24 protein-coding genes are annotated in these 25,203 nt (G+C 65.6%); 11 read left to right on the top strand and 13 right to left on the bottom strand.

Features of this window, described 5'->3' with window-relative positions:
• Positions 1-98: 98 nt before the first annotated feature.
• The 6 genes from AADV74_RS05275 to AADV74_RS05250 are packed head-to-tail and all read left to right on the top strand — an operon-like array spanning position 99 to position 6,758.
• On the top strand, positions 99-1,034 hold the full coding sequence (locus AADV74_RS05275; RefSeq protein WP_342112446.1) for a phosphate/phosphite/phosphonate ABC transporter substrate-binding protein: 936 nt from the start codon (positions 99-101) through the stop codon (positions 1,032-1,034).
• 27 nt (positions 1,035-1,061) lie between these two features.
• On the top strand, positions 1,062-1,910 hold the full coding sequence (gene phnC / locus AADV74_RS05270; protein ID WP_342112445.1) for a phosphonate ABC transporter ATP-binding protein: 849 nt from the start codon (positions 1,062-1,064) through the stop codon (positions 1,908-1,910).
• The gene (locus tag AADV74_RS05265; RefSeq protein ID WP_342112444.1) at positions 1,910-3,700 is read left to right on the top strand and encodes a PhnE/PtxC family ABC transporter permease; all 1,791 of its coding nucleotides are present in this window, start codon (positions 1,910-1,912) and stop codon (positions 3,698-3,700) included. Before phnC ends, AADV74_RS05265 begins: the two co-directional genes overlap by 1 nt.
• Positions 3,697-4,854 (top strand): TIGR03364 family FAD-dependent oxidoreductase, encoded by a 1,158-nt coding sequence (locus AADV74_RS05260; RefSeq protein WP_342112443.1) that lies wholly within the window; start codon positions 3,697-3,699, stop codon positions 4,852-4,854. The genes AADV74_RS05265 and AADV74_RS05260 overlap by 4 nt, the downstream gene beginning before the upstream one ends.
• Positions 4,851-5,600 carry a phosphonatase-like hydrolase gene (locus tag AADV74_RS05255; protein ID WP_342112442.1) on the top strand — a complete coding sequence of 250 codons (750 nt, stop codon included), beginning with the start codon at positions 4,851-4,853 and terminating at the stop codon, positions 5,598-5,600. Before AADV74_RS05260 ends, AADV74_RS05255 begins: the two co-directional genes overlap by 4 nt.
• Before the next feature lie 6 nt (positions 5,601-5,606).
• Positions 5,607-6,758 carry an alcohol dehydrogenase catalytic domain-containing protein gene (locus tag AADV74_RS05250; protein WP_342112441.1) on the top strand — a complete coding sequence of 384 codons (1,152 nt, stop codon included), beginning with the start codon at positions 5,607-5,609 and terminating at the stop codon, positions 6,756-6,758.
• Positions 6,759-6,783: 25 nt separating this feature from the next.
• On the opposite strand, the gene AADV74_RS05245 is transcribed toward AADV74_RS05250, so the two are convergent.
• From AADV74_RS05245 to AADV74_RS05215, 7 genes are all read right to left on the bottom strand, one after another.
• The gene (locus AADV74_RS05245; protein WP_342112440.1) at positions 6,784-7,344 is read right to left on the bottom strand and encodes a hypothetical protein; all 561 of its coding nucleotides are present in this window, start codon (positions 7,342-7,344) and stop codon (positions 6,784-6,786) included.
• Positions 7,341-7,931, bottom strand: a complete 591-nt coding sequence (locus AADV74_RS05240) for a signal peptidase I (RefSeq protein ID WP_342112439.1) — start codon at positions 7,929-7,931, stop codon at positions 7,341-7,343. Before AADV74_RS05240 ends, AADV74_RS05245 begins: the two co-directional genes overlap by 4 nt.
• Positions 7,928-8,347, bottom strand: a complete 420-nt coding sequence (locus tag AADV74_RS05235) for a hypothetical protein (protein ID WP_342112438.1) — start codon at positions 8,345-8,347, stop codon at positions 7,928-7,930. Before AADV74_RS05235 ends, AADV74_RS05240 begins: the two co-directional genes overlap by 4 nt.
• Positions 8,348-8,528: 181 nt before the next feature.
• The gene (locus AADV74_RS05230) at positions 8,529-9,116 is read right to left on the bottom strand and encodes a hypothetical protein (protein ID WP_342112437.1); all 588 of its coding nucleotides are present in this window, start codon (positions 9,114-9,116) and stop codon (positions 8,529-8,531) included.
• Positions 9,117-9,384: 268 nt separating this feature from the next.
• Positions 9,385-10,374, bottom strand: coding sequence for a hypothetical protein (locus tag AADV74_RS05225; protein ID WP_342112436.1), 990 nt, complete (start codon positions 10,372-10,374; stop codon positions 9,385-9,387).
• A 226-nt stretch (positions 10,375-10,600) separates the two neighbouring features.
• Entirely contained in the window at positions 10,601-11,458 is an 858-nt protein-coding gene (locus AADV74_RS05220; RefSeq protein WP_342112435.1) for an SDR family oxidoreductase, read from the bottom strand.
• Positions 11,459-12,103: 645 nt separating this feature from the next.
• Positions 12,104-15,142 (bottom strand): P-loop NTPase, encoded by a 3,039-nt coding sequence (locus AADV74_RS05215; protein ID WP_342112434.1) that lies wholly within the window; start codon positions 15,140-15,142, stop codon positions 12,104-12,106.
• Between the two features lie 583 nt (positions 15,143-15,725).
• Between AADV74_RS05215 and AADV74_RS05210 the strand changes: the two genes are divergently transcribed.
• On the top strand, positions 15,726-16,334 hold the full coding sequence (locus AADV74_RS05210) for an HD domain-containing protein (RefSeq protein WP_342112433.1): 609 nt from the start codon (positions 15,726-15,728) through the stop codon (positions 16,332-16,334).
• 47 nt (positions 16,335-16,381) lie between these two features.
• Here AADV74_RS05210 and AADV74_RS05205 read toward each other — a convergent pair whose 3' ends face one another.
• The 5 genes from AADV74_RS05205 to AADV74_RS05185 form a co-directional block, all read right to left on the bottom strand.
• Positions 16,382-16,795: a GreA/GreB family elongation factor gene (locus AADV74_RS05205; RefSeq protein WP_342112432.1), complete on the bottom strand. Its 414-nt coding sequence runs from the start codon at positions 16,793-16,795 to the stop codon at positions 16,382-16,384.
• A 141-nt stretch (positions 16,796-16,936) separates the two neighbouring features.
• Positions 16,937-18,037 carry a DUF998 domain-containing protein gene (locus tag AADV74_RS05200; RefSeq protein WP_342112431.1) on the bottom strand — a complete coding sequence of 367 codons (1,101 nt, stop codon included), beginning with the start codon at positions 18,035-18,037 and terminating at the stop codon, positions 16,937-16,939.
• Positions 18,038-18,124: 87 nt separating this feature from the next.
• Positions 18,125-19,321 (bottom strand): DNA polymerase IV, encoded by a 1,197-nt coding sequence (gene dinB / locus AADV74_RS05195; protein ID WP_342112430.1) that lies wholly within the window; start codon positions 19,319-19,321, stop codon positions 18,125-18,127.
• A 78-nt stretch (positions 19,322-19,399) separates the two neighbouring features.
• Positions 19,400-19,663: a PLDc N-terminal domain-containing protein gene (locus AADV74_RS05190; protein ID WP_342112429.1), complete on the bottom strand. Its 264-nt coding sequence runs from the start codon at positions 19,661-19,663 to the stop codon at positions 19,400-19,402.
• A 155-nt stretch (positions 19,664-19,818) separates the two neighbouring features.
• Entirely contained in the window at positions 19,819-20,187 is a 369-nt protein-coding gene (locus tag AADV74_RS05185; RefSeq protein WP_342112428.1) for a DUF1622 domain-containing protein, read from the bottom strand.
• 178 nt (positions 20,188-20,365) lie between these two features.
• On the opposite strand from AADV74_RS05185, the gene AADV74_RS05180 reads away from it, so the two are divergent.
• The 4 genes from AADV74_RS05180 to AADV74_RS05165 all read left to right on the top strand — a co-directional run bounded on the left by AADV74_RS05180 (position 20,366) and on the right by AADV74_RS05165 (position 22,544).
• Entirely contained in the window at positions 20,366-21,529 is a 1,164-nt protein-coding gene (locus AADV74_RS05180) for an AI-2E family transporter (protein WP_342112427.1), read from the top strand.
• A 129-nt stretch (positions 21,530-21,658) separates the two neighbouring features.
• Complete coding sequence (locus AADV74_RS05175; protein ID WP_342112426.1) at positions 21,659-22,117, top strand: DUF6325 family protein; 459 nt, start codon at positions 21,659-21,661, stop codon at positions 22,115-22,117.
• Position 22,118: 1 nt separating this feature from the next.
• The gene (locus AADV74_RS05170; protein ID WP_342112425.1) at positions 22,119-22,280 is read left to right on the top strand and encodes a hypothetical protein; all 162 of its coding nucleotides are present in this window, start codon (positions 22,119-22,121) and stop codon (positions 22,278-22,280) included.
• A 45-nt stretch (positions 22,281-22,325) separates the two neighbouring features.
• Entirely contained in the window at positions 22,326-22,544 is a 219-nt protein-coding gene (locus AADV74_RS05165; RefSeq protein ID WP_342112424.1) for a hypothetical protein, read from the top strand.
• On the opposite strand, the gene AADV74_RS05160 is transcribed toward AADV74_RS05165, so the two are convergent.
• Positions 22,525-25,146: a winged helix-turn-helix domain-containing protein gene (locus AADV74_RS05160; RefSeq protein ID WP_342112423.1), complete on the bottom strand. Its 2,622-nt coding sequence runs from the start codon at positions 25,144-25,146 to the stop codon at positions 22,525-22,527. The two genes, AADV74_RS05165 and AADV74_RS05160, sit on opposite strands and share 20 nt — an antisense overlap.
• Positions 25,147-25,203 lie beyond the last annotated feature (57 nt).

Raw genomic sequence — 25,203 nt, 5'->3', positions numbered from 1 at the left:
ACAGACAGTGAATCTCGACAGAGTTCGGTATATAACTCAATTTCCGGATGGCACCATTGCAACGTCCCCACACCGGAACTCCTGCCTGAAAGGCCATCATGTCCACGCGATTCACCCGCTCCATCCTCGCCCTCGTGGGCGTCGGAGCTCTCGCCGCCACCCTCGCCGGATGTTCCGGCACCGCCGCAACCGGCGACAGCACGTCCGGCGCCGCTGCTGACACCGTCTCCTACGCCGTCGACGAGAACACCATCGTGTTCGGCGTCGTGCCCGACTCCGTCGACACCGAGACCAACTACCAGCCCCTCATGGACTACATCGCCCAGGAGACCGGCAAGAAGGTCGACTACCACGAGTCGACCGACTACGCAGCACTCATCGAGGCTGCGGTCGCCGGCAAGATCGACGTCGCCTCGTTCTCTGGTTTCACCTACGTCACGGCCAAGAACAACGGCGCCGCGATCACCCCGATCTCCTCGATCATCACCGAGAAGGGACAGGAGCCCGGCTACTTCTCGCAGGCCATCGTGCCCACGGGCAGCGACATCACCGACCTGGCCGGCTTCAAGGGCAAGAAGGTCTGCTTCGTCGACCCGTCGTCGACGTCGGGCTACCTCTTCCCCACCTACAACCTGCTGAACGAAGGCATCGACCCTGAGAAGGACGTCACCCCGGTCTTCGCCGGCAAGCACGACGTGAGCGTCACCAAGGTCGGAGAAGGCGTCGAGTGCGAGGCCGGCTTCGCCGAGGACAGCGAGGTCGCCAAGAGCGACAAGGTGAAGGTCATCGCCGAGACGATGGTTCCCGGTGCACCGATCGTGGTGTCCGACACGCTCCCCAAGGAACTCAAGACCAAGCTCACCGACGTGCTCAGCCAGGTCACCATCGACGACATCATCGCGTCGGGCGTGAAGAGCGCAGACAGCGACGGGTTCCGCAGCGTGTTCTACGCCACGTCACCCGTCGACGACAAGTACTACGACACCATCCGCGACATCTGCAAGAAGACCAACGCGGAACAGTGCCAGGGCTGACGCCCGATCACTGAGTACTGACGGTCAATGAGCACGGAACCGGAGAAGGTCATGAACAAGGCATCAGTCATCGAAGTCGCGGGACTCACCAAGGAGTTCGGCCGCACCGTCGCACTGCACGATGTCGCGCTCAGGGTCGAACCCGGCGAGATCGTCGTGCTCCTCGGCCTGTCGGGCTCGGGCAAGTCGACGCTGCTGCGGCAGCTGGTCGGGCTCGAGACCACAACCTCCGGTTCCGTTCGCGTACTCGGCGAGGAGGTGTCGTCCCTCGGTGGACGGCGCCTCCGCGCCCTGCGCAGCCGCATCGGCTTCGTCTTCCAGCAGTTCGAACTCGTGCCATCGCTGACGGTGCTGGAGAACGTGCTCACAGGTGCGCTCGCCGAACTGCACGGGCCGCGGCTCGGCCTGTGGGCCTACCCCAAACGGCTGAAGCTCGCGGCTCTCGGCCACCTCGACAGGGTCGGGCTGCTCGACCGGGCCTACCAGCGGGCGGACACCCTCTCCGGAGGGCAGCAACAGCGCGTGGCGATAGCCCGGGCGCTGATGCAGAACCCGCAGATTCTCCTCGCTGACGAGCCCGTCGCCTCGCTCGACCCCGAGTCGAGCGACCAGGTCATGAGCCTCATCCGCGAGATCGCGATGGAGGCCGGACTCACCGTGGTATGCAGCCTGCACCAGGTCGATCTCGCCCTGTCGTGGGCCGATCGCATCGTGGGGCTACGCCATGGGGAGGTCGTCCTCGACACCTCCGTGGAAGGACTCTCGAAGGCACAGGTGATGGAGGTCTACGGACGCGTCGCCACCTCGACCAGCGAACTCGAGGCGATCACCGTCGAGCTCGCTGAATCGGCTCAGCAGCAGACGGTCGTCAGCTGATGTCGACCCTCTCGGCGACCGCCCCTGCCTCGCCGCCGCTGACACCGAGCCCAGCGCCCTCCGTCGCCGAGCGGGCACCGAAGCGCCCCATCTCGCCGGAGCGCATTGCCGCCGCAGTCACTCTCCTCGTGATCGTCGGCCTTGCCGTCGTCGCCGTCGCCGAATCGGGTATCTCCCTCCCGGCGATGATCGAGAGCTGGGGCCACGCCGAGCGCTTCTTCGCCCGCGTCGGCAGCATCACCTTCCCCGAGCCCGGCGAGCTGCTCTACCTCACGGCCCTCACCGTCGGCCTCGTGCTGTGCGGCACCCTGCTCGCCGCCGTCATCTCCGTGCCCGTCGCCTACATCGCCGCCTCGAACACGACGCCGGGCCCGGCCTGGCAGGCGATCGGACGATTTATCACCGTGCTCACCCGCGCGGTGCCCGACGTGGTTCTGGCCATGGTCTTCGTGCTCATGTTCTCGATCGGCACCCTGCCCGGCATCCTGGCCATCGGCATCCACTCCATCGGAATGATCTCTAAGCTCTTCGCCGACGCCATCGAGCAGATCGACGAGGGCCCGCGCATGGCCATTCGCGCGGCCGGCGGATCGAAGCTGCAGCAGTTCACCAGCGGGGTTCTCCCGCAGGTGCTGCCCTCCTGGGTGGCGACGGTACTGCACCGCAACGACATCAACCTGCGCGGTTCGGTCGTGCTCGGCTACGTCGGCGTCGCCGGCCTCGGCCTGGAGATGTCGTACGCCTTCAAGTCGTTGAACTACTCGCTCGGCCTCGGCATCGCCCTGGTCATCTTCGCGCTGTGCGTGGTCATGGAGATCGTTTCGAGCACTGTGCGCCGGGCCATGCTCGGCATCCAGCCCAGCTCCCGCGGACTCGGCGACAGGGTCGTGCGCGGCGTGACGGATGCCCGAGCCGCGCGCACGGCTCGCCGTGAGTCTGCCGTCCCTGGGGCCGCTGCCGCGAGGCAGGCGCCCGCCTCCGCTGCGGCATCCGGAAGCCTCGAGGCGGCCCTGCGTCGACCGTGGACCGGGTCTCGCATCCGGAACACCGCCTGGGGCTGGATCGCTGTCGCCGTGGTGATCGGCAGCGTGCTGATCTGCGACATCCACTGGAGCGAGCTCGTCACGTTCTGGGCCAAGGTGCCTGCCATCACCGCACAGTTCTGGCCGCCGAGCTTCGGCAACTACGAGGCGGCCACCCTCTTCGGCGCCATGGGCGCGACAGTCGGAATCGCTCTGGCCGCCACCCTGCTCTCGTTCGGCTTCTCGCTGCTCATAGGTTCCTTCGCCGCCCGGAACGTCGCTCCGAACGGCGCAGTGCGTTCGACGATGCGCTTCCTGCTGGTGATCATCCGCGGTATTCCAGAGCTGATCCTGGCGATAGTCCTGATCGTCATCACGGGCCTCGGCAGCCAGGCCGGAACGATCGCGCTCGCCTTCGGAGGCATCGGCCTTCTCGGCAAGCTCATCGCCGACTCCTTCGAGGAGGTCGACTCAGGTCCGGAGCGGGCGCTCCGGGCAGCCGGAGCCAGCCGCGGTCAGGTGTACGCGTCCGCGACCCTGCCGCAGGGCAGGCGCGCCCTGCTCGGTCACTCCTTCTACCTGCTCGACTCGAACATCCGCTGCGCGACCATCCTCGGGATCGTCGGCGGTGGAGGAGTCGGGTACTACCTGCTGAACGCCGGACAGGGCTCGAACTACGCCGTGGTCACGACGATCGTGCTGATGATCCTCGCCACAGTGCTCATCGTGGAGGGTCTGGCAGTGTGGATGCGGCGGGTGTTCCGATGAGCGCTGCAGCTGAACGCGGCTACGACGTCGCCGTCGTCGGAGCGGGCATCGTCGGGTTGGGCGTCGCTCTCGCGGCCTCCGCCCGCGGGCAGCGCGTGATCGTTCTCGAGCGGGGGAGCGAGGCCACCGGCGCCTCGGTTCGCAACTTCGGCCACCTCTGCTTCACGCCGCAGCATGGCCTCGCCCGTGACTTCGCGGCCACCTCGCGCGAACTGTGGCTGCAGCTCGCGAGCGACGCCGGAGTCTGGCTGAGACGGTCGGGCACCCTCGTGGCCGCTCGCCACGAAGATGAACTCGCCGTTCTCGCCGAGTTCGCCGCTGCGCGCGGTGATGAGGTGCAGCTTCTGCGCCGATCCGAGGCGGCCGAACGGATGCCGCTCGCCCCGGGCACCGCCCTGGGCGGAGCCTTCCTGCCGCTCGACCTGCAGGTGAACCCGCGCCAGGCCGTGGCCGCGATTGCCGCTCACCTCGCTCGGCAGGGGGTCGAGTTCCGCTACCGCACCTCCGTCGGCTCCGTGCGAGCCGGCCGAGTCGAGACGAGCCGCGGCCCCATCGACGCGCGCGAGATCGTCGTCGCCGCGAACCACGACCTCGATCTGCTCTTTCCCGAGCTCGCCGAGCAGCGGGGCATCGAGAGGTGCGGGCTCGACATGATGCGCGTCTCGACCACGCTGCGCACGCCGTTGGCGGCGCCGCTCCTGACCGGATGGTCCCTCGTGCGCTACGCCGGATTCGCGCAGACGCAGGCGGCGGCGTCCCTGCGCGATCGTCTGCACTCGGAGGACCCGGCGCTGGCGGCGCTCGACCTCAACCAGATGTACACGCAGCTGCCCGACGGGTCCCTCATCGTCGGCGACACGCACTACCGCGGCACCGCGATAGCACCGTTCCAGAGCGAAGCGGCGTTCGAGTCCCTTCTCGCGATCACCCGGGAGCTTTTCGGCGTCAGCGAGCTGCGGGTGCTCGAGCGCTGGCAGGGCGTGTACGCGAGCGGCCCGAATGACTTCCTGATCGACCAACCCGAACCCGGCGTGAGCGTCATCGCCGCGACGACGGGCATCGGCATGACCACCGGGCTCGGCCTCGCCGAACACCTCGTGACCGGGCTTCTCGGCGAGACCGCCGTCTTATCCACCCTGAAAGGAACAGCATGATCACCGCAACAACCACCCCCGTCTCCGCTTCGTCCGGATCACCCGTCGAGGCGCGACGAGCCTGGGCCGATGTCGAGCTCATCGTGCTCGACATGGCCGGAACGACCGTCGGTGACGACGGCGCCGTCGAGCAGGCCTTCGCCCTCGCGGCCGAGCGCAGCGGCATCGGAGCCGGTGCTGACTTCGAGACGTCGCTGCAGTACGTGCGCGACACCATGGGCCAGTCGAAGATCGACGTCTTCCGCCACCTCGCCAACGGTGACGAAGAGGCAGCCGAACGAGGCAACGCCGCCTTCGAGGGCGCCTACGCCGAGATCGTTGCGCGAGAGGGCGTCAGCGAGATCGACGGCGCCGCCGACGTCATCCGCGAGCTGCGTGACGCCGGAGCATCCGTCGCATTCACCACGGGCTTCGCACCCGCCACCCGGAACGCCGTGCTCGACGCTCTCGGCTGGCAGGACCTCGTCGAGGTGGCGCTGTCGCCCGTCGACGCCGGCCGTGGCCGCCCGCACCCCGATCTTCCGCTGACGGCTCTCCTCCGCTCGGGTGCCCCGAGTGTGGCGGCGATGGTCGTCGTCGGCGACACCCGGAGCGACGTCGAAGCGGGCAAGCGCGCCGGCGCGGGTCTCGTCGTGGGCGTCCTCACGGGCGCGCACGATCGTGCTGCGCTGACGGATGCCGGTGCCGATGCCGTGATCGCCAGCATCCGGGACCTGCCCGCCCTTCTCGGCCTGCGCGGCGAGTAGGCAACGATGACCACGCTGCTTACTGCCCCAGTGCTGGACCTCACCCTGACACCATCACCTCTGGCGATGGTGTGGAACGAGCCCGGTCGTCCGCATCAGCTCATCGCGTCACCCGACGTGCATCTTGCGCCGGGTGACGCGCTCGTCGAGATCGAGTTCGCGACAGTCTGCGGCTCCGATGTGCATACCGTGCGTGGCGACCGCCCCGCCCCAACGCCCCTCGTGCTCGGGCATGAGCAGGTCGGTCGTGTCGTCGCCGTCGGGGACGGCGCGGTTCGGGCCGACGGCAGTCCGCTCTCGGTAGGCGATCGGGTGGTCTGGTCTCTGGCGGTGAGCTGCGGAGCCTGCGATCGCTGCAGCCGCGGGATCCCGCAGAAGTGCCGCAGCCTCGCCAAGTACGGCCACGAGCGCATCACCCGGGGCTGGGAACTCACCGGCGGATTCGCCACCCACGTGCACGTCCGCGCGGGAACCCCCATCGTCCTCGTCAGCGAGGAGATGCCGGCAGCCGTGGCGGCCGCCGCTTCCTGCGCGACGGCGACGGCGGTCGCCGCCATCGACGCGGCATCCATCACAAACGACCTCGACGGCGCACTGGTGCTCATCACAGGCGGCGGCATGGTCGGGCTGTCGGCAGCAGCCCTGGCCGTTGAAGCGGGTGCGGACGTCATCGTCTCCGATCCCGACCCTTCCCGCCGAGCCTTCGCCCGTCGGCTCGGCGCGATCGCGGCCGACCCGACTACCGCCCCCGGAGCCCCGGAGCATCTCGACGAGGTGCTGGCCGTGCGAGCGCGCCGCGGCCTCAACGAGGTGTTGGTCGCCATCGAGGCGTCCGGGGCTCCGGCCGCCTTGCAGACGGTCATCAGCCGGATCGGCGTCGGCGGCACCGTCGTGCTCGTCGGCAGCGTCTCGCCCGGGCCATCGGTCGCCATCGACCCGGAGTCGATGGTGCGTGGGCTGGTCACCCTGACCGGTGTGCACAACTACACGTTGAGTCAGTTGCGACGCGCCGTTGAGTTCCTCGAGCGTTCGTGGGGGGAGATGCCGTTGGCGGATCTCGTCGGCGAGACCTACCCGCTCTCCGAGCTCGACCGCGCCATTGAGGATGCAGCATCCGGCAGGCACGTGCGCGTCGGTGTCGTTCCGTCAGTGGGCTGAGGGAAGGCTGGCGACGCGGCCGCAGCTAGCCGGCGCAGGTTTGATCTGCCACGGGGTGGTCGTGCACGGTGACTCGCACCGGACCCGAGACTCCTGCCGTGCTGACTCCATTCACGAGGGGGAGCGAGCCACAGGTGTACCCGGCGATCGGCGTGTACGAGATCTCGGGCGATGTCGAGGCGTCGTTCCAACTCCAGCTCGGATTGACCGGCTGGCCACCGTAGATGACTTCAGGCGCCGACAGGTCGACCCGGAACGAGACCTGGTCGGTGGGGTCGGTCGACGATGTGGCAGTGGCGACTTCGTATTCGCGGAGGAGCTGGCCCGCGTTCAGCCCGCCCTGCTCGATCAGGGTGATGGAGCTCACGGTGCACGATGCTCCGGGGACAGGAGCACCGGAGGCATCGAGGAGCTCGCAGGTCCCGAGCCCCGACGCGGGCGGCCATGACCCGACGTCGGCACCGGCGGAGAAGCGTGCGTCATCCGTCCATTGCGCGGAGGTGGTGGTGATCCCGGCTCCGAGCAAGACCGCCACCGCAGTGGCGGCGACTGCGGAGAGCGAGAACAACGTTAGACGACGGCTCATCGAGGTGCACCGCCGCTGCCTGTCGTCCCGACAGCCGCCGGCTCTGCCGGGGTGAGCGCCGGACCGTCGTCCTGCTTCTGGTCCTCCTCCGCGTCGCGGCGCGACGGAAGAGCCACGAGGCCGACCAGTGCTGCGAGGGCGATGACGAGGGGAATCGCGACAGTAGGACGACTCACGGTCTCGACGGCGCGGCCGGCCCCCGGCACGATAAACCACGGCGTGGGCGGTGAGGCATTCGCCGCGACGAGGTACTCGCCATTGTCGGCCGAGGAGTTGGCATCGCCCTTAAGCGTCACGGCGTAGCCATCGGCGCCATCCTGCCTGACTGCGATGACCCGGTGCGTCACGAGGCGGTGGGTCACGGGACTCGACAGTGTGATCACATCTCCCTCGGTGACGTCGGCGATCGGCTTCGGAATGCTGACGACGAGGTCGCCGGTGCGGATGCCGGGGGACATCGACCCGGAGACGACGACCAGCGGATGCAACAGGCCCGCGGAGTGCGCTGCCCATGCCACCCCGGACAGAACGCCCAGGCCGGCGAACGCGTACAGGATCACGAGACCGACAGTGCGGAGAGCCCTCATGGTGCACCCCGCGCAGGCCTGCCGCGCGCGGTCAGGGCCAGCAGGATACCGATGATCACCAGAACGCCGCCGCCGATCACCCACGGTGAGAAGCCGACGCCCGTTGATGCCAGCTCGTCGTCAGCGGCCACGAAGGTGAGGCGCCCCAGAGCTGTTCCGGACGCCGCGGGTGGTGCATCATCCGCGACCGTCACCGTGACCCGGACCTCAATAGTCCCGGCCGTCATCGCAGTCGCGACGAAGGTCGCGGCATCGACGCAGGCCTCGCCTCTGCAGGCGGTCATGCCGAGCGGGCTGTCAGCCAGGAGACCGGTGCGTTCCTCCCACTCTGCCGCCTCAATCGTCGAGTCGCGCTCGAGGGTCACAGCCTCGACTTTCGTGCGGGTCTCGCCGGGGGCGAGGTCTGAGAATGTCACCGAAAAGTCGAGCGGTTCTGCGGCGCCAGCCGGCGCCGTCCCGAAGCCGATCGACATAAGGATTCCTCCGATGAGTACTGCGAACAGGCCGGCGGCGCGTCCAGCGAAGCCTCTCGCGCGGCGCGCGAAGTGCCCGGGGGCCGTGCCCCCGGGCGGTCTCGCCCGCTCTGTCGCCGTCACGTCAGATCGTGGTGCCGCCGAACTGGATCGCGACCCCGTCCGAGGCCACGCCCTGCATGCCATCGTCGGCGGGCGACACCCACTCCGGAGTCCTCACCACCACGTAGAGGTTGACCGTTCCGTTCGCGGGAATGGTCGTCGTCGTGTACGGAGTGGTACCGGCGGCATCCGTGTACACGCCGATCGAGGCGGGAGCCGACGGGTCGGTCACGTTGCCATCGAAGACCGGGTCGCCGGTGAGGTTCAGGGAGGGAAGCGAGACCGAAAGATCCGTCGTCGACTCGTTCCAGAGCCAGATCGGGACCGAGCGCGTCTCACCGGGCATCAGGTCACCGAAGGAGTCGACCGGGATGGTGATCGCGTCCGGTTCCGTGTCGGCATCCTCCCAGTTCGTGACGTCGAGTGCGGGCTGGGTATCGGCGACGGCGCCGTAGAGGTCGATGCTGGCGGTGTCGGCCTCAGCACTGAACCACACGTCGTCGGTCCAGGCTGCGGTCGTGAGTGCGGCGCCGAAGCCGAGCACGGCGATAGATCCGAGGGCGATCGCGACAATCGTGCGGCGCTTGCCATTCTTCTGAGTGATGGACATGTGTACCTCTCCTGGTCGGGCACACACCGCGGCGGTGCCGGAAACGCGGGAGGTAGCGCATAATTTTGTCCCCCTTCTCCATACTCAAGGAATTGTCATATCTGGGCAAGCAAACTTTTCGGCGAGGGGACGACCGCGTTACGCAGATCACGCGAGGTTCACGCGTCCACGGGGTAGTCGGCGGCGCGGAGGGACACACCTTCTCGTCGACGGCATGAACGACGAACCGCTGCGCCGGCCGCCGCCGCAGCCTTCGAGGGCAACGCCGCTACAGGTCGTGCAGCTCGCGCCAGGTTTGATAACGCTGCACGGTGATGCCCTGGTAACCAGGCACTTCGACAAATGCCCGTTCCACCGAGTTGATCTCGGTCTCGAACACGGTCGGGCCGTCGTCACTGAAGGTGTACTGCTCTCCGCCGGCGACCGACGGTGAATCGGTCTCAACGCCGATTCCGAATGGAACGTTCGCCTTGGCGGCGGCGGCTACCGCGCTGGTGGCGAGGGTGATGATGCCCTCGGCTCCACCGGCGTGGTCGGAGAACGCGACGATTTCGACTCGATCGACGCGATCGAGGACGGCATCCATCAGGGTGTTGCCACCGCCCGGCGCGGCTTCGTTCACCAACCACCACGGAGCGTCGATGGCGAGTCGAACGCCCGGGGGCAGCTCCGTCTTCACCGCATCGAGCACTGCGAGCCACTTGACGATGGTCGCCTCCTTGTCTCTCTCCCATGCTGGAGTCGTCCAGGGTTCGACGTCGAGCTGGATCTGGGCGACGTCGCGGGCGTCGGTCGCGTCCTTCATCCATTCCACGGCGAAGTCGGGATGATCCACCCACGTGGGGTCTCCGCCGAGCATGCTCGATTCGATTCCTTCATCGGCCAGCGCGCGGGTGCTCTGGTCGAGCCAGTCGGCGAAAGATCCCTGGCCAGATTTCCAGGGAGCCGACAGATGAACGATGTGCAGTCCGTTGGTTTCCGCGAAGCTGGCCAGCCGTTCCGCGTTTGCCGGCTCGTACGCCTTGCCCCGCGTGTCATCCTCACTGGCGATCGGGTTGTGCCAGACCCACATCGAGGTGACCGCCTCGTTGCCGAGATCGGGCTCGGCGGTCGGGACTGGCTCAGCAGGGCGGGTTGCCGCCATCGTCTGGACTGGCGCTGGTGTGCGATCGCCCAGCAGTGAAGCCGCCATGATCGCAGCGACTACCGCCGCACAGGTGAGTGTGGCGGCAGCGATCACTATGGTGTGGGTGCGCACGCGGCTCCAGGTATGGTGCGGCTCAGCCGTTGAAGGGGGCGGGATCGTTGGTCATGAGATCAAGGTAGACCGGCCAGGCAGCCTTGGCGGGGTGCCGGGCGGCAATGGCATCGAGGGGCTGCGGCGCCTTGCGGTGGAATCGAGGGAGGACCTACCTGGATCGTGCCCGGGCATGAGCTCGTCCCGTCTGCTCAGATACTTGCGGGCGGCTGGTCCGGCGTGACTGCTACGCGTGCCAGGAATCGCTGTAGTCCTGGACGAACTGCTCGAACCTGGTTGCCGGTCTCCCGGTGAGCTTGCGGATCATCCGGTTGGGGAAGGCCGAGATGTTGAGGCGCACGACGCGGTAGATCATCTTCTGCACGGCGATGTAGTCGTCGGGGTAGCCCTTGTCGGCGAGGAGGGCGAGGTAGTCGTTCTCGCTCGGCCGGGTGTAGCGGATCGGCCGGCCCAGGACGCGGGTCATGATCGTTGCGACCCGCGCGTAGCGCAGCGACTGTTCGCCTGAGAGCGTGTAGGCCTTGCGCTCGTGTCCGGGTTCGGTGAGCACCGTGGCTGCGACGCGGCCGATGTCGCGGGCGTCGATGAAGGCGGTGAAGGCCCGGCCGGCTGGCACGATGATCTCGCCGCGCTCGCGGATCTCGTCGGCGTACGTGCCCGAAAGGTTCTGCATGAAGAAGTTCGGGCGCAGGCTTGTGTACGGGGCATCCGTCAACTTCAGGTACTGCTCGACGGCGTAGTGCGGGGTCTTCCGGTTGCCTTGGACCCCCTGCAATGAGAGGAACACGATCTGTCGAATGTCGTGGTTCAGGCAAGCGTCAATGAATGGGAACAGGTAGCGCTGCACATCTTCGATCGCGGGCGGTCGCATGAGGAAGACCCGATCGATCCCGTCTAGGGCTGCATCCAGTTGCTGGGTGGTCCCAGCGAAGTCGAACAGACGTGCTGTCGCGCTGTCGGGGAGGCGAGCAGCATCCGCGTCGCTGCGCACGGCACCGACGACGGTCTCGCCTCGGTCGAGCAGATGCTTCGTCACGGCAGAACCGACCAGTCCCGTCGCGCCTGTCACGAAGATCGCACTCATGCGGTCCTGCTGCCCGGCTCACGCGGGGTCAAGTTCGCGTTCATCATGCCGGTTGGGCCGCTCCGCTGGCCGGTGGCCAGTCGCACGAAAGCGAGCATGTCGCTTATCACTTCGGTACAAGTTCGGATCGATTGACTGCGAATGAGTCGGCGGATCTCGACTCGAACTCGGCCGATGTCTACCTCCAGCCGCATTCGGTGAGCTGCCTGCTGATCCCATGCGGCGCTATCGAGAAGCTGGCGAGCCACGTCCGATTCGTGCATGTTCGATCATGATCACCGCCCCTGTGCCTTGTCCAGACTCAAGTTTTCGCCGACGAGACGCAAGCGGGGGTCTGATGCGGCCCCGGTCGACTTTCTCGATGACGGGAAACTGGCCTGCGTTCCCCGATGGACGTGACCAAAACGCACCGATAAGGCTGCCGGAGGCCCCGGATCAGCGCGTGTCCGTAGTAGGTCATACGCTGATGCGAAAAGAACCGGGGAAATCCGCGGATTCTGCCCCACCAGTGCGACCAGAAAAAGGCGAGAGGACTCATCGTTTGTTCTTGGTTCGAGTCCGGTTGCGATCCGTGGGAACCACGGCGCGTGCTTCATGTTCTCTGGACATATGAGGCGTTATCGGCGCATAGCCGGTCTGGTTCCTTTAGAGCAAAGCTGAGACGGTCGGGCCCATCGCGTTGAATCCGACTTCGAACTCCACTTCCTGTCCTTTCGCTAGGCGACGGCCTCCGATCCGATTTCCAGGGCAAAACACTTCACCGAGCAAGCCGGTGCGGATGAACGCATATGTGGCATTGGAGGTCTCCACGCTCCCCTTTATAGTCAAGATTGCGCCCTCTCGGCGAGGCTTGTAGAAGGGGCGCTTCTGATCCACGGGTGAGAAGCCCCGTTGTTGAGCGCCGCGCCACACGGCCTCGGCGTCATCAAACTGCCCATCAAGCATCAAGAGCCCGCCGTAGGTAGCCACAAATGCGGGGTCTCTTGAACCTCTCAACGACGCAAGCCGCATAGCTGCGACAGAGGCGCCATAGTCTCGACCGGAATCCTGCAATACGAGGGCGTACGACATCGCCAACTTGGGATCGTCGGGGTGTAACGCCAGACCGTCGTGGAGGACCGATTCGGCGTCGGCGATCTGGCCGTCTGCACGGAGCGCACCTCCGAGCATGAATCGCACGATCGCGCTCGACGGGGACTCTTCAAGTGCCGTGCGGAGTGCGGATATCCTGGCTGGGGTGTCCCCAAGCACCTTCTGGATCTTGCTTTCGACAATGTAGAGGCCCTCCAGAATGGACGCGTTCGAGAGTCCGCGGAGCACGGTTTCCTGAGACTTCTTTAGATAGTCGACGCTTTCGGTCGCGTCCCCGATGCTCTGGGCCCAGTCCAAATAGAGCTCTGCGAGCGACTGATATCCGTATTCGTCGCGCGCATTCATGGCGATCGCGGATTCGAAGGCCGCCTCGCTCTGCGTCAACCACCTTCGAGCCAGTTCGTGCGAGGTTGTCCCTACCGCGAGATCGCGAAGAATGACTCCACGGGTGTGATGGAGACTTCGTTGGCGTGGAGCCGAGACAATGGCGCTGTCGATCTGAGCCAACGCAAGGTCTAACTTTCCTTCGCGACGGAGCATTCGTGCATAGTGTTGCTTCACAAAGGGATTTCCGGGAGCCTTCCGAGACGCTTCCTCGAAGAATTTGGTTTTGGATTCCATCGATTGCAAGCTGTCGACTGCTGCGTCGTCACGGGTGAACTGCTCGAACGCTTTGGCATCAACTCCGTACGTCAGGTTGAGAGCCTTGACTGCGCCAATGAGTATCCGCTCGCGTCGGACCCGATCGATACATCGATCCCAAACGATCTCCGCAATTATTTGGTGTCGAGCGCGAAGTGCTTCAATACCTCTCGTGTAGTCGACCGTTTCCCATATCGTCGTTCCTTCGAGGTAGTCAGCGAGGACTCGATACATCGTTGCGTGGCCGAGACCGAGAGCATCGCTGACAAGCGTGTCTCGTGTCAACGCCCGTACGCGAGAGAACGCACAGACAAGCGCGTATATGTCGCTGGCCGTCTCGTCTCCGAGCGCTCGGAACTCGTCCTCGATGATGGCATCGAACGACTTTCCCTCGGTCACTTCTCGCATTGTGACCAGAAGCTCTTGTTGGTTCCTCGTCTTAATCGCACTCGTGCGAAGTGCCGGCGTCAGTTCAGCGAGCTTGCCAAGGCTGGATGCTCCTTCCAAGGATGCGAGTAAACGCTCAATCTCTGCATCCGACAACGGATCGATGCCGAACTCCACGGTACTGATTGACGAATGGCTCCGGCGCCATTCGTTGAGGCGTTCGCCGAGAAGGAAATACCCCGGAAGTTGTAGCGACCTGAGGGTTTGGCGGGCAGTAACGAGGGTTTGGAGGTGGTCGGCCGCGTTGTCGACCACGAAGATCACTGGGCCAGCAAGATGCTGCGCGGCAAACTCTACGTCACCGCTGATTATGTCCGCACCTGGCCTGAGTAGGAGTACCGTTGATGCCTGATCGCGCACGTACCAGGCGGAAACCGCGAGGAGAAGTGTCGATACTCCGTAGCCTGCCGAGCCTAAGACGGTCGCGATTCGCACTCCGGTCGGCGAGGATGTGTAGAAGTCTCTGATGTCGTCGAGCACGGCGCCTTCGATGTCACGCTCAAAGTTTATGCCCTTACCGATTACGCCCCAGTTGGGTCGGTTTCCAAGGTGGAATGAGGCCGTATTTGGTGAAACAGAGAAGTCGGCTTGGTTTACGTACTCCCATGAGACGAGCAAACGGGCCAACGGGGCAGGGTGGGAATCGAATACGTCGTGTAGTTGACTTGGAACCTGCGCTCTCAGTGAGTCAAGGCCGCCAGGCTGAACGCGTAGGTCCCCGAAACGGGCAAAGACTGCGCCGCGAAGGTCCGCTACTGTCCCGTCTATCGTCTCGATGCCGTCGTGCTCAAGGATTTCGCGGTCAATGTCAGCGGTTGTCGGAGCCAAGCGATAAGAACGCGGAGGGACCCCAGGCGCGAACTGGGCCCGGAGCTCGGTCGTTACTTCGAGCCAGTTTGGATCTTCGTTGCTATAGCCAACGTAGAGGATTGGGGTATCCGGATACTCAGTGCGAAACAAGTTGAACAACATGGAGCGCTGCTCTCGATGGGTTGCGTAGTCTTTCTGCGTCAACAGAATCGATTCGGCGCTCGCATCGCTAAGTGATCCGTGCAGGTGCACGAGAGGAACCTCATGGGTCGGCAGCCAACTCCGCGCTTGCGAATTTGCCGACATCACCACAGGGTTTTGCAGGCCATCTGCGCTTAGCTCGTAGCAGCGCTCGATGTTGTTGTCGTAATTCGTTGTGTAGATGGCTCGCCAGGTCAGTGAGAATAGCCAGCGGATGTCGTCATTCGGCGTGTAACCCTCCAGTAGCTCGGCGACAGCTCGAACCAACCGTTTACGTCCGACCCGAATTTCAGCAAGCTGTGCAACCTTCGCGAGCGAGGTGTCGGAGGTGACGTCAAGCTTCAGCTTTGACGCTAAACGGTCTGCCAATTCTGCGCCGTCGGGCATGCTGTCACCCGCAGCGTTGAACATGTAATGCCCGAGTCCCGATCCGACAAAAAGAACGACGTTGCCGGTTTCTAACGCACCCGCCAGTCCGAGGGGCAAGTCCATTTTTTGGCTCCGTTCGTTGCGTGTCGAGCCGACCCTATCGGACTGCATGTCAGTCAGATGTGCCGTTTTGTGGTCACTCGCGCACGGACGTTCGAATCGAACGCCGAGCACAGACAGAGGGCAACGACGCAGGAGATATCTCATGACACTTTTCGGGTTTAAGGCACGCGGCCAGTTTCTGTACGGACGGGGCTCTTTTGGGGCTCTTTTGATCACAGATATACAGAAATACCTACACCCAACGCCAGACGTGACTTCGACGCGAGGTGCGCCGTTCGCCTAGAATTGCTCGCATCCACAACCAAACACGGCGCAGACTCATACTTCAACGTCTGTCAGGGGGTCAGGGGTTCGAGTCCCCTCAGATCCACCAAAACCCCTGACGAACTGCAAGTTCTCAGGGGTTCTTTCGTTGAAAGAACCCCTTGGGCCTCATGTGGCCCGGTGCACCTGGCGACTGCTCCCGAGTCGCGAGAGCCTTGCAGCCTCGACGGCCACGTGTGATCCTCTGTTCAGACGGCTCGGCGATCTGGATCCCGCAGACCAAGTCCGCGAGTCGATCACACCTCCGAAGGGATGACCGATGCGCCTGGAAGATCAATCCCCGCCTGAGACGCAGGCTGCTCGCGCGGCCCAGGCGATCGCTGCGAGCTATCATTCTCCGGCGATGGTGAACCACGTGACGAGGTCGTGGCTATGGGCGGAGGCCTTCGCGACGATCGAGGGCCGCACCGAGATCGATCATGAGCTTCTCTTCGTGTCGGCCATGCTCCACGACATCGGCCTCGTTCCGGCGTTCGACAACGTCAACTTGTCGTATGAGGAGGCGGGTGGTCACGTTGCCGTCGCGCTGACGGCGGGAGCGGGATGGTCAGAAGGCCGACGCCGCCGCGCGCTCGAGGTGATCGTCCGGCACAACTGGCCGTCCGTCGACCCGGCGATGGACGTGGAGGGGCACCTGCTGGAGAGCGCGACGGCCTTGGATATCGCCGGTGCCCGCGCCGACGCTCTCCCGACGGTCTACGTCAGTGCGGTCCTCGACGCGTATCCGCGCCTCGACTTGGCCGTTGAGTTCGGTGAAGACGTCAGCGCTCAGGCGGCCAGGAAGCCGCATACGTCAGCGCATCGACTCGTGACGCAGGGCGTGCTGGGGAAACTGGCCGGTCATCCGTTCGAGCAGGCGGGCACGTAGCGATACAACTCGCCGATCGCCTGCGAGCGGGCACAGCCCCAGCGCCTTCACGGGTTGTACGGCACCGCCGCTAGGACCTCGACTCTGCGCGATTCGCCCGCCGGCGTCACGTAGGTAACGGTGTCTCCCGGGTGCGACCCCATGACCGCCGCACCCAGCGGCGACGACGGAGACAGCACGTCGTGGGCGACGGCGGGATCCAGCACGGCCAGCTTGCGCTCACCGACGAGGAACACGGCAGGTACGGCGTCACCGGAAACCAACACGGTTACTCTCATCCCAGGCTCCACCAAGCCGTCGTCCGGCTTCGATGACGCCTCAGCGCGCCGCAAAGTCCGGCGGAGATCGCGCATCCGATCAACGGTGTCCTGGTCTGGGTCGAAGCGTGACCCCAGCTGAGCAAGTTCCTCAGTCAGGCGGGCCAGCGACGCGGGAGGAAGCCAGATCATGTCATCGGTCATTGCGACACCTTTCGCTGACACTCCAGAATACCGCTGGTGCGGGAAGGACCGGCTGCGCACTCCGGCAGAGACGACGGCGATCGGCTTTGTGGCCTGAGGCGGTGGTGTGAGCCTGCTGACTCCTGAGCGTGCGCCGGACGACTACACCGGCTGGAGATCGTCATCGACGGACGCGAGCGGAGAGTCATTTGCTGCCGCGACCGGTGCCATCGAGCCGGTACTGCGGAGGAAGACGATGACCCAGGCGAAGATGAGCACGAAGGCGACGAGTTCGACCGCGGTCAGGTTGTAGTAGCCGGTGACGAAGAAGCTCGCCAGCACGACGATCACGCCCACGAAGACATATCCCAGCAGGAGGAAGACCCGCGGCATCGACCGGACCAGCGCGCGCAGCGAGAGAACAGTGACGACGTAGATGATCGCCATGCCCGTTGCCGAGAGATTGTGGATCTGCAGGTTCTCGTCGACGGGGAAGATGCCCACGCAGGCGAGGAGGATGCCCATGAGGATGAGCGCCAGCCGCACCAGGTTCCGTCCGCGCAGTTCGGCATGTGTCGTCGTCGGAAGCCCGAGCGTCGCGTAGTGCGAGATCGTGGTCACCATGACGCCGGCGATGATGAGCGTGACGTTGAAGGCGAGGGCGGAGATGTCGTCGCTGATGCCGAGAGTGCTGAGGTTCTTCTGCCACCAGAGCGGATCGCTGGCGCTCAACATGCTCGCCAGGGCGCCGACGACGAGGAACACGGCCAGCACGAGCGACAGCAGCATCGGAGTGAGATTGACAGCTGAGAGGAACGCCGCGTAGGCCGATATGGCCATGGTCACCCCGGCCAGGACCGCAGCCGACGCGGCGTAAAGGTGTGCGCCCTCGAAGCCGGCGCTGAACACCGCGGCGAGGCCGACCCAGCCGAGGAGGGCGATGATCGCGTGCGCCAGGCATAAAGCGGCGACATCGAACCAGCGGAGCCGACGCCAACCGGGAGCAGAACCGCGCTGCGCTCGTCTCAGCACTCCGCCGTAGAGGAAGGCCAGGAGAGCCGTGATGGCCGACCCGACCGCCGCGAAGTCTCCGAGGGATCCGCGCCCGGAGATGGGTACCTCCCTGTCCCAGAAGACGAGGAGCGCCGGAACCACCCCTATGACGAAGCCGACGGCCCCGACGAGGAGGGCCGCGGATTCACGCGCCTCGGCATCCGCGATCGGGTTGCGCACGATGCGAGAGAGCGACGTCGACTGACTCACCAAGACCTCCGATTGATCCGGTGCGATCGGCCGCGACCGCACTGACTGATTCGGAGCGTACCGCTGCAGGACTGATCCGAGAAGTGGTCACTCGTGTTCAGGTAGCAGCGGCGTCGACCAGCCCGGATCGCGATCGAGTTGCGTGGCTCGGGCGACCGATGTCGCGCCGAAGCGATCGCGTACCGCGTCGAGCACTGTGTCGAGGCGCGCTTTGTCGTTCCAGTCGATCGGCAGCTCCGGCTGGAGGCTGCCGACGTGTGCCAGCTGCGAAAGTGAGACGCCGATGAGGGTGATGCCGCGCTCTGCGATCTCGGGTTGCGCGGAGGCAAGCAGCTCTCGCGCGACGGCGAGGAGCACTGCGGTGCGGTCGGATGCCGCGCCCACTGTGCGCGATCGGGTGGCCTTCACGAAATCACCGTAGCGAAGCCGCAGCACCACGGTGCGGCAGACGCGATCGCCGTCGCGCAGGCGGCGGGCGAGCCGATCGACGATCTGACTGAGGATGACGTCGAGTTCGTCGACGGAGCGCGGATGGCTGCCGAGCGCGCGTTGGGAACCGATGGAAGAACGGCGACGCGTGGTGTCGACGGGGCGCGGGTCTCGCAGGCGGGCCAGCGCGTGGAGGTGTGCGCCGGTCGCCTTGCCCAGCAACCTCTCGGCGGTCGCGGCCTCGAGCTCAGCCAGCTGCCCCACGGTGGAGATGCCGAGTCGGTGCAGCTTCTCGGCGGTGACCGCACCGACTCCCCACAACCGTTCGACCGGCAGCGGGAGCAGGAATGCCTCCTCCCGGTCAGGTTCGACCACGAGCAGCCCGTCGGGCTTGCTGACCGCGCTGGCGACTTTGGCGAGGTACTTCGTGCGCGCGACTCCGACCGAGATCGCCAGTCCGGCCTCCTCACGAACTCGCTCCCGGAGGCGCACCGCAACCTGCTCGGGCGTGCCCGCGATGCGTCGGAGACCACCGACCTCCAGGAACGCCTCATCGATGGACAGTCCCTCCACGAGCGGCGTCGTATCGCGGAAGATCGCGAACACGTCTCGGCTGGCCTCGGAGTAGGCGTCCATTCGCGGTGGCACGACGACGGCATCCGGGCACAGCTCGCGTGCCTGGCGCCCGCCCATGGCGGTGCGCACTCCGCGGGCCTTCGCCTCGTAACTTGCAGCAAGCACGACACCGCCGCCGACGATGACGGGCCGACCGCGCAGCTCGGGCGCATCACGCTGTTCGACCGAGGCGTAGAAGGCGTCGAGATCGGCGTGCAGTACCGTCGCCTCGCCTCGCACTCCTGCCTCCCGCCGATCGTCCGTTTCGGGGATCGTCGCACGCACCACCGACATCGCGCGTCGGCGAGGGGTTCGAACCTAGGGCCTCACGAAGTCGAAGTCGTCGTGAACGACTTCCTCTCCACGACCTTGGCGCATGGCCATGCTCTTGCGCCGAACGATCAGGTAGACCACCGTGCTGAGGAAGGGGACGAACACGAGGAACAGCACCCAGAGGGCTTTCGCCCATCCCTCGAGGGTCTCGTCCCGGAAGACGTCGACGAAGACGACGAAGAAGAGGATCAGGCACGAGAAGGTGACGAAGAAGCCGAAGAACCAACTGACGAAGTCCCAGATGAACATGCCGCTCCGTTTCGTCGATGAGGCGTCTGCTTGCGGAGGCTACGCCGGGTGAAACCGGGCCGCATCACCCCGTTGGGATGAGGTCGACCGCGGTTCGGGAACAGGCAACGCCTGATCGCGGGCACCGCATTCCCGCCGCAGTCGACCTGGCCGGGTCAGGACTCCACGGCCGATTCCGTGGACGAAACGCCCTTCTTCTGCCACGGCCATCGTCCCGAGATCTCGAGTTCCAGGGACCAACTGAGGAAGGTTCGGATGAGCACGATGAGTGCGAGCACAGAGACCGATTCGAGGGTGGGTTCCACGGCCACGGTCTTGATGATGTCAGCTGCGACCAGCAGCTCGAGGCCGAGCAGGATGGCCCGTCCGAGCACGCGACGGAATCGGGTGTACACCGGGCTGAGTCGCCGGAGCCCCCGGATGCCGGCGTCGAGGATGGCGTACACCACGCCGATGACGATGGCGGCGACACCGAGAATGTCGACGATCTCCCCGACGATCTGAATGGTCGCACTCGATTCCATCCGGGTCCCTTCGCGTCATGATGGAGAGTTCATCGTGTCGCGCACTGGTGGACGATGCATCATCCGAATGGGATGATCCGCGGACGCCGCGGTCCGCCCGTGCGACGTGCCGCCAGGCGAGCGGGATCATCCCCTGAGGGTGACGCGCGTCGTGCGTCTGGCGCCCTAACGTTGCGCCATGAAAAGGTACCCGCGCGCGACGATCATCCTCGTGGGATTGGCGGCCGCGACGATCACGGCGATCGGTATCAGCGGCATCCGGGGCATTCTCGCACCGACGCTGCTCACCCTGATCCTGACCATCTGTGCGGCCCCTGTCCGCGCGAAGCTCATCGACCGGGGGGTTCCGCGGGGACTGGCGACGGGTTCGGTGATCATCGTCGTGTTCGGCGTCCTGGCCGCATTCGGATACGCGATCGTGGTCGCCGTGGGGCAGTTCGCCGCGATGCTGCCGACCTACTCCGAGGAGTTCGCTGCGATCGGAGCCGCCATCTCCGGGTGGCTCGAATCCCTGGGCTTCGGAGAGGCGCAGGTCGAGTCCATCGTCCACAGTCTCGATCCGCAGAACGTCATCGCATCGCTCACGACGGCCATCGGCGGGCTGGCGAATTTCACCGCGGCGCTGGTGATCGTGCTCACGATGATGATCCTCATGGCCGCGGATGCCGTCTACTCCCGAGTCATCCTGGGCCAACTGCGCGAGACCAGCCCCGATCTCGTCTCGGCTCTCGGACAGTACGCGTCGAACGTGCGCCGCTACATGGTGGTGACCACGGTGCTCGGCATCGCCCAGGGAACTCTCGATGCCATCGCGCTGGCGCTCCTGAACGTTCCGGCCGCCCTGCTCTGGGGACTCCTGGCCTTCCTCTGCAGCTTCATTCCCAACGTGGGCTACTTCCTGGCGCTGATCCCGCCACTCGTCTTCGGGTTCCTCGAGGGCGGATGGGGCACGGCTCTCGCGGTGCTGGTGGTCTACGCGGTCATCAACGCCGTGGTCCAGTCGATCATCCAGCCGCGCGTCGTCGGCCAGGCAGTCTCGTTGAGCCAGACGGTCACCTTCTTCTCGGTTCTGTTCTGGGCGGTGATCATCGGCCCGATCGGGGCGATCCTCGCCATCCCGCTGACACTCCTCGCGAAGGCCGTACTGATCGACGCGGACCCGGGCGCCCATCGCTGGCAGCCGGCTCTCGGACCGACCGCTGCAACACGCGAGCTCATGGAGGCCGAGATCCAGCAGGATCGCTCGGATCGTAGAGCGCGTCATGTCGCGCCGGCGGCGCCGGCTTCCGCAGACGGACCGGCGCCCCCTCTGCCACCCACTGACAGCGAGGCAGGCAGGTGACGCTCCTGCGGTCAGCGAATCATCCTGATCGGATGACGTAGCCCAGATCGATCGAGAGCATGCTGAACCACATCAACCGGGGACCACCGTTCCCGACATGGTCAACGAAAAGTGAAGGAGTCACCCGACATGCCTGCTGAGGATCTGAATGAACTCGGCCCCGTCGATTTCTACGTGATCGAGTTCCCGGCCGGTCAGGCGAACTTCACGGGGGAGATGGCGGAGGAGCTGGTCAAGCTCGTGGACGCCGGCATCATCAGGGTGATCGATGCGATCATCCTGACGAAAGACGCCGACGGCGAGGTCGACGCGATGGAACTCTCCGACGTCCCTGATCTCGGCGCCCTCGTCGCCATCGAGGGGCAGTTGGCAGAACTCCTCGCCGCTGATGACGTCGTGAACCTCGCCGCCGCCATGGAGCCGGGCAGTGTCGCCGGGGTCCTCGTGTACGAGAATCTCTGGGCCGCGCCCTTCGCCTCAGCAGCGCGTCGCGCCGGCGGACAGCTGATCGCGAACGGGCGCATCCCCATCCAGGCCATCATCGCCTCGCTCGAGGCTGATGGAGTACTCGATACAGAAGGAGCTTGACATGCCACTCAGACCAGCCAGAATCGGCCGGGTCGGCGTCGTGCGCGCGCCGGTCGCCAAGGCCGCCGTCGTCAGCGCGGCCGTCCGCCCAGGGCCCTCTCCCGTCGCGAAGGCGGCCGTCGTCGGCGCAGCGGTGACGCCGGGCCGGCGTCGGCGCATCTAGCACGCCGCATCGGCCGGACGACGGGGAAGGGAATCGGGAGCGGCCATGATCGCCGAGACTTTCGACATTCTCGTCAGGGGAGAGGTCGGTCAACTCATCACTGATGAGCTCGCAGGTTTCGAGGTGATCGAGAGCAGTGCCGGTTCGACCCGGTTACGCGGGGTGGTGCCCGATCAAGCTCGCCTGGTCGGCCTCCTCGACCTCCTGCGTTCGTTCAACATCGAGATCGAGGCCGTCAAGCACGTCAGCGAAGCGTCACCCTGACCTGATCGGCGCGTGCCGATACGGGATCGAGAAGTCCCAGCTGGCGAGCCTGATCGATCGCGGCGCTGCGGCCGGTGACGCCGAGCTTCCTGTAGATGTGCGCCATATGGGTCTTCAGCGTGTTGACGGTCACGAAGCACAGCTCGGCGATCTCCGCATTGGTCGTTCGATCCGGGAGGTACCGGAGCACCTCCAGCTCCCGCTCGGTGAGGGGGTCTGCGAGCTTCGCGTTCGTGTTTCCCGAGTCGAGGCGTCGTGCTCTCGTCATGATGACCTGGGCCAGTCCGACGCGGTCGACGGCGAGCTCGTCGATGAGCCGCAGTACGACCGGGCCGCCGTCGGCGGTGAAGGGTGCCACCAGCCGCTCCGGTTCCGCCCTGTCGAGGGCCTCCGCCATGAACTCCAGCGCCTCGTCATGCGCGTCTTCTGCCTCGGCCGCCCATGCACGCAGGAGGAGGAGCTGGATCTCGCCTCGAAGTCCGTCGCTCGCGATCACCCCCGCCACTGCGTCCAGAATGCCGGCGGCTGTCGTGGTGTCGCCGAGACTGAGGTGGGCCGCGATCGTCTCGAAACAGATGGCGGGTGTCGTCGGGATGGGGTCTCCCACGGAGTGCAATGCCTCGGCGGCCCGACCAGTTCGCCGGAGCCCGTTCATGTGGATGGCCATGAGGCGATCTCGAAGAGCCGGGGCTGGACTCGACACGGGTCCCGGTGTCGACCGGTCCGCGGGATCGGGCGTCTGCTCGAGGCGTCCATCGCCGGCGGCCAGTTGGGCGCGTTGATACAGGGCCAACCACGCCAGTTGCGTGCGGTGGTTCGCTTCAGCGCGAAGTTCTCCCGCCTGGAGGTGCGCGGCAGAGGCATCCTCCAGTCCTCGGTCGACCGCGACCATCGCCAGGGCCAAGTGCGCGTCAGCACTGATCGGGTGGAGGACGAGGCCGGTCACTGCGGCCACGTCGAGCGCCTGCACGGCCAGTCGTTCGGCCTCGGATGCCCGGCCGCACCACGCATGCAGAAGGGCGAGAGAGCCCAGCAGGCCGACGCGGAACGGCGGGTACGCGACACCCTCGGTATCCAGAGCCCGGCTCAGCCACGCGTCGGCCTGTGCCATGTCGCCATTCAGGAAATGTGCGCGCCCGACGGATGCTGTCGCAATGGTGGAGAGCAGGCCGCGGGAGCTCAATCTCATGACGTTCGGAATTGACGCGTGGGGATGTTCGTCGAGGAGGGAGAGAGCGCGCCTGCCCGCTCGGATGGAATCCTCTGGCCGGGGGTTCCACTGTACCGTCGCCGACATCCAGGCGTACGCGATGGCCCTCTCGCCGACCGAGGCCCTCGAGTCCTCGGCCACTCGACCCAGGATGTCGATCGTGCGGGCGGCCGCTCCCTGCATTCCGAGCAGGATTCCGAGCTCGAGTGCCACATCGAGTCGATGGGCGCGGGCAGTCTCCGGCACTGTCGTGAGCCAGCGGATCACCGTTCGCATCTCACCGCGCTCGAAGATGTCGCTGCCGCGGGTCATGATCGCGTCGATCGCGCCATCCCAGTCCCTGGCCCGGAGCAGGTACTCGACTCCGGCGTCGAACTCTCCGCGGTTGAGGTGGTACTCGGCCGCTCGCCCGAGGATCACCGCCTCCTCATCGGCGCGCTCCGCCCGGAGCCTGTAGCGAAGGAGATCGCGGAAGAGATGGTGGAACCTGAACCGCTCCTGGCGATTGTCGATCGGCACGAAGAACATGGACTCGTGCCGCAGCTGTTCGAAGAGCCTCTGCGCGTCTTCTCGTCCGAGCACGTGATTGACGAGGTCGGCCGTCATAGTGTCGAGCGGCGACATCCTGAGCAGGAGCGCCCGGCCGTTCGGTGGAAGCGCGTCGAGAACCTCCTCGGTCAGGTACTCGGCCACCAATCGGTCGCTTCCGCCGAACTCGGCGACGAACTCGTCTGGCCGGTCGTGGTACTTGAGGGTGATCCCCGCGAGCTGGACCCCGGCCGCCCATCCCTCCGTACGGCTGACCAGCACATCGAGCACGGCCGGTGAAGTGACGTTGTTGGTGATCTTGGTGAGCAGTTCTGCGGTTTCCTCCCTTGTCATGGCGAGGGCGTCCTGACGGATCTCGAGGAGATGATTCCTCAGACGCAGACCACTCCAGGGGATCGCGGGATCGACACGTGTCGACATGACGACGTGCACGTTCATCGGGAGTGCCGCGATGAAGCGCCCGAGATCAGCCAAGAGGATGGCGTTCGACAGGTGATGGAGATCATCGAGGATGACGACGGTCTCGGGGAACGACTCCAGTTCCGCGGACAGGGCGGCCAGCAGCGGCCCGCCCAGGCCGCCGGCGCTCAGCGCTGCGAACCGAGACAGCTGCGCCATGTCGGGGTGCACGGTCGTCATGGCGGTCGACAGACGCCTGGCGAAGCGCACAGGGTCGTCATCCAGCGAGTCGAGGTCGATCCGCACGAAGGCGAGTTCGGGATGATCGGCGGCCCACTGGTCGAGGAGGACCGTCTTCCCCGCGCCGGGTGGTGCCACCAGGAGCGTCAACGGAACGGTGAGCGCAGCGTCGAGGCGGCGCTTGAGCAGGGGGCGATCCACCATCGAATCAGATGGAGATTGTCCGACCACATGCGCCTCCCGAGGCACTCCCGAACGCGC

The organism is Leifsonia stereocauli, assembly GCF_038432415.1.
GTDB classification, from domain to species: domain Bacteria; phylum Actinomycetota; class Actinomycetes; order Actinomycetales; family Microbacteriaceae; genus Orlajensenia; species Orlajensenia stereocauli.
This window is presented reverse-complemented; position numbering and strand designations above follow the sequence as displayed.

Coding starts and splice junctions, on each gene's coding strand:
- AADV74_RS05265 (WP_342112444.1), top strand. CDS start 1,910: ATGTCGACCCTCTCGGCGACCGCCCCTGCCTCGCCGCCGCTGACACCG.
- AADV74_RS05210 (WP_342112433.1), top strand. CDS start 15,726: ATGCGCCTGGAAGATCAATCCCCGCCTGAGACGCAGGCTGCTCGCGCG.
- phnC (WP_342112445.1), top strand. CDS start 1,062: ATGAGCACGGAACCGGAGAAGGTCATGAACAAGGCATCAGTCATCGAA.
- AADV74_RS05245 (WP_342112440.1), bottom strand. CDS start 7,344: ATGAGCCGTCGTCTAACGTTGTTCTCGCTCTCCGCAGTCGCCGCCACT.
- AADV74_RS05190 (WP_342112429.1), bottom strand. CDS start 19,663: ATGTTCATCTGGGACTTCGTCAGTTGGTTCTTCGGCTTCTTCGTCACC.
- AADV74_RS05180 (WP_342112427.1), top strand. CDS start 20,366: ATGAAAAGGTACCCGCGCGCGACGATCATCCTCGTGGGATTGGCGGCC.
- AADV74_RS05175 (WP_342112426.1), top strand. CDS start 21,659: ATGCCTGCTGAGGATCTGAATGAACTCGGCCCCGTCGATTTCTACGTG.
- AADV74_RS05250 (WP_342112441.1), top strand. CDS start 5,607: ATGACCACGCTGCTTACTGCCCCAGTGCTGGACCTCACCCTGACACCA.
- AADV74_RS05170 (WP_342112425.1), top strand. CDS start 22,119: ATGCCACTCAGACCAGCCAGAATCGGCCGGGTCGGCGTCGTGCGCGCG.
- AADV74_RS05240 (WP_342112439.1), bottom strand. CDS start 7,931: ATGAGGGCTCTCCGCACTGTCGGTCTCGTGATCCTGTACGCGTTCGCC.
- AADV74_RS05205 (WP_342112432.1), bottom strand. CDS start 16,795: ATGACCGATGACATGATCTGGCTTCCTCCCGCGTCGCTGGCCCGCCTG.
- AADV74_RS05255 (WP_342112442.1), top strand. CDS start 4,851: ATGATCACCGCAACAACCACCCCCGTCTCCGCTTCGTCCGGATCACCC.
- AADV74_RS05185 (WP_342112428.1), bottom strand. CDS start 20,187: ATGGAATCGAGTGCGACCATTCAGATCGTCGGGGAGATCGTCGACATT.
- AADV74_RS05160 (WP_342112423.1), bottom strand. CDS start 25,146: ATGGTGGATCGCCCCCTGCTCAAGCGCCGCCTCGACGCTGCGCTCACC.
- AADV74_RS05165 (WP_342112424.1), top strand. CDS start 22,326: ATGATCGCCGAGACTTTCGACATTCTCGTCAGGGGAGAGGTCGGTCAA.
- AADV74_RS05230 (WP_342112437.1), bottom strand. CDS start 9,116: ATGTCCATCACTCAGAAGAATGGCAAGCGCCGCACGATTGTCGCGATC.
- AADV74_RS05275 (WP_342112446.1), top strand. CDS start 99: ATGTCCACGCGATTCACCCGCTCCATCCTCGCCCTCGTGGGCGTCGGA.
- AADV74_RS05220 (WP_342112435.1), bottom strand. CDS start 11,458: ATGAGTGCGATCTTCGTGACAGGCGCGACGGGACTGGTCGGTTCTGCC.
- AADV74_RS05215 (WP_342112434.1), bottom strand. CDS start 15,142: ATGGACTTGCCCCTCGGACTGGCGGGTGCGTTAGAAACCGGCAACGTC.
- AADV74_RS05260 (WP_342112443.1), top strand. CDS start 3,697: ATGAGCGCTGCAGCTGAACGCGGCTACGACGTCGCCGTCGTCGGAGCG.